The following is a 3,262-nucleotide window of genomic DNA, read 5'->3' as shown; positions in this document are numbered from 1 at the left end:
ATATCACGCAGCGCATCGTATAATGGTTGCATGTATGGGTCTAGCTTTTCTTTTAAATCGCCAGGTAAAAACCCTAAATTTTCGCCTGCCTCAACCGCTGGGCGTGTTAAAATAATACGCTTTACTTCTTTATTTTTAAGGGCTTGAACCGCCAATGCAACGCCTGTATAGGTTTTTCCTGTTCCGGCCGGACCAATAGCAAAAACCATATCGTTTTTACGCATTAACTCGACCATTTTACGTTGGTTTGCCGTTTGTGCTTTTATGAGTTTGCCACCAACGCCATGAACGATGGTTTCACCACTTTGCTTTGAAGTTGTGTAATCGTCGCTACTTTGACTTGTTAATACACGCTCGATAACGTTTTCATCCAATTTATTATACTTCGCAAAATGCTTTAAAAGCATGGAGATACGGCGATCAAATTCTTCAAGTAATTCTTCATCACCAAAGGCTTTAATCTTATTTCCGCGTGCAACAATTTTTAATTTGGGGAAGTATTTTTTAAGAAGTTCAATATTTGCATTTTGAGCTCCAAAAAATTCTTTTGGAGTTATTTCTTCGAGTTCGATAATAATTTCGTTCAAAAGCGTGTTATTAGTTTAATGATTTACAAGTATTTTAGTTGAAAACTTACTTACATTTTCATTCAAAATATAAAAACAAAAACAAAAATTTATGTAGGTTTGTATCACATACATGTGAAACTCAAAAATACATAATTTTGAGTAAGTTAACATTAAAAACATATTAACAATTTTGCCATGGCAATCATAACATTAACAACCGATTTTGGTGAAAAAGACCACTTTACTGGCGCCACAAAAGGCGCTATTTATAGTGAGCTTCCTGATGTTAAAATTGTTGATATCTCACATTCTGTTTCACCTTTTAATATTCCTGAGGCGGCATACATTATTCAAAATGCTTATAATAGTTTCCCGAAAGGGACTATTCATATAATCGGGATAGATTCTGAAATAAATCCTGAAAACAAACACATTGCCATTAAGCTAAACGATCATTATTTTATTTGTGCTAATAATGGTATTATGAGTATGATATGCTCGGAAATTGCACCCGAAAAAATTGTTGAAATTAATATTCATGATAAAATTCAAACGAGCTTTCCTGTTTTGGATGTGTTTGTAAAAGTAGCTTGCCATATTGCTCGTGGTGGCACTTTAGAGGTTATTGGGAAACCTATTTCTGAAATAAAACCGATTAGAAATATTGTGCCTTTTGTTAATGACGACAAAACCCAAATTGTTGGCAGCATTATATATGTTGATAATTACGGAAATGTAGTAACGAATATTAAGCGAAACTTTTTTGAAACCATTCAGAAGGGGAGAAATTTTGAAATTTCGGCGCGAAATTACACGTTTAAGGAAATTCACAATAAATATAGTGATATTGTAAATTTTGAAATCCCAGAAAACAAACGTTACGATGAAGGAAGAAAACTTGTAGTTTTTAACTCTGGCAACTTTTTAGAGATTGCCGTTTACAAGAGTAATAGTGCAACAGTTGGAAGTGCATCGACCCTTTTAGGGCTTGGATTAATGGATGCCGTAAGTATTAATTTTATTTCGGCTCCGGTAATTCATAAAGGTGCAAAAATTCCAGATAATGTTAAAGCTGTGGATTTATCACCATTGACTGTTGGACAATTCCCTGAAGGAAAAAAAGTGAAAAAACAGTAAAAAAATATGTTAGTTAGAATAGTAAAATTGGGATTTCACAAACAAAATATTGAAGCATTTCTTCAAAATTTTGAGAATACCAAAACTAATATAAGAGCTTTTGAAGGTTGCCAATTTTTAGAATTATATAGAGATAAAAATGACCCTAGTATATTTTTCACCTATAGCTATTGGGAATCTGATGCAGCTTTAGAAGACTATAGAAAATCTAAATTATTTAATACCGTTTGGAGTAAAGTAAAACCGCTTTTTAATATGCCGCCTGAAGCTTGGAGTGTTGATAAGTTGGAAACACTTGATTGACGATTTACGATTAACGATTTTTGAATGATGAACAGTTGTACTAAAAGATGACTAAAGCTAATAACAAATCTAATGTTAGTCTGTGCGCATCCGAAGACAATGGAAATATCGTTTTTAATTGTATTTCGACTGCGCTCAATGTGACAAATAATAAAAAAAAATAAATGATAGCCATTTTAAAAAAAGAAATAAACTCATTTTTCGCCTCGCCAATTGGGTATTTGGTAATTGCTATTTTTTTAGTTTTAAACGGGTTATTCCTTTGGTTATTTAAAGGTGAATTTAATATTCTTGATTACGGGTTTGCCGATGTATCTAACTTCTTTTTATTAGCACCATGGATTTTAATTTTCTTGATTCCTGCTGTTACCATGCGTAGTTTTTCGGATGAAAAAAAGCAAGGCACTTTAGAGCTGTTATTAACCAAACCTATTTCACATTTCAATATTATTTTAGGAAAATATTTTGGTTCGCTTATTTTAATTTTAATCGCGCTTTTACCAACGCTACTTTATGTTTACACGGTTTATCAATTAGGAAACCCTGTTGGTAATTTAGATATGGGCAGTACTTTAGGTTCTTATTTTGGGTTACTTTTTTTATTGGCAGCTTATACAGCTATTGGCATTTTTTCTTCAACTTTATCAGACAATCAAATTGTGGCATTTATTACCGCCGTTTTTATCTGCTTTATTTTTTACATTGGTTTTGAAGGTATTGCCGAGTTTATGTCTAGTGATTTTGTAGAACAATTAGCGATGAGTTCGCATTATAAAAGTATGAGCCGTGGTGTTTTAGATACACGAGATATTATTTATTTTTTAAGTGTGACACTCTTCTTTTTATGGCTAACCAAACTAAACCTAAACAAAGCAAATTAAATGATAGTAACGCCATTATATATTATTTTTCTAGTTATTGTTTTCATTGCCGTTTGGCTATTTGTAAATACTATTGATAAACGAAAATGGCTCACCGTAATTGTAAGTTTAGCACTTACACCCATCGTTTATTTTTACATGTTTTACCCAATGTTAAATATTTTTAGTAGCTATCATCATGAAAAGCATTTTGACGCCTTTGCTTGGGAAGACAAACCACAATTACGCTATGAAATGGCTAAAAAAATATTATCCGATAGCCTTTTTATAGGGCAAAACAAAAATGAAATTAAGGCACTTTTAGGAAAACCTGAGTGGTTTGGATGGGATGATGCTTTGAAAGTTAATTCGGAAGAAAAATGGAATTATAAT

At 32.3% G+C, this 3,262-nt stretch carries 5 protein-coding genes; 4 read left to right on the top strand and 1 reads right to left on the bottom strand.

What is annotated here, in order from left to right:
* Positions 1-587 (bottom strand): PhoH family protein (locus WBN21_RS07860; protein WP_424199077.1); only part of this gene is annotated, 587 nt, incomplete at its 3' end.
* 177 nt (positions 588-764) lie between these two features.
* Between WBN21_RS07860 and WBN21_RS07855 the strand changes: the two genes are divergently transcribed.
* The 4 genes from WBN21_RS07855 to WBN21_RS07840 all read left to right on the top strand — a co-directional run.
* Complete coding sequence (locus WBN21_RS07855) at positions 765-1,706, top strand: SAM hydrolase/SAM-dependent halogenase family protein (RefSeq protein ID WP_424199075.1); 942 nt, start codon at positions 765-767, stop codon at positions 1,704-1,706.
* A gap of 6 nt (positions 1,707-1,712) precedes the next feature.
* Positions 1,713-2,009: a putative quinol monooxygenase gene (locus WBN21_RS07850; RefSeq protein ID WP_424199073.1), complete on the top strand. Its 297-nt coding sequence runs from the start codon at positions 1,713-1,715 to the stop codon at positions 2,007-2,009.
* A gap of 164 nt (positions 2,010-2,173) precedes the next feature.
* Positions 2,174-2,890, top strand: coding sequence for a gliding motility-associated ABC transporter permease subunit GldF (gene gldF, locus WBN21_RS07845; protein ID WP_424199071.1), 717 nt, complete (start codon positions 2,174-2,176; stop codon positions 2,888-2,890).
* Positions 2,891-3,262 (top strand): hypothetical protein (locus WBN21_RS07840; RefSeq protein WP_424199069.1); only part of this gene is annotated, 372 nt, incomplete at its 3' end.

Source organism: Algibacter sp., assembly GCF_049667265.1.
In the GTDB taxonomy this organism is placed as follows: domain Bacteria; phylum Bacteroidota; class Bacteroidia; order Flavobacteriales; family Flavobacteriaceae; genus Algibacter_B.
This window is presented reverse-complemented; position numbering and strand designations above follow the sequence as displayed.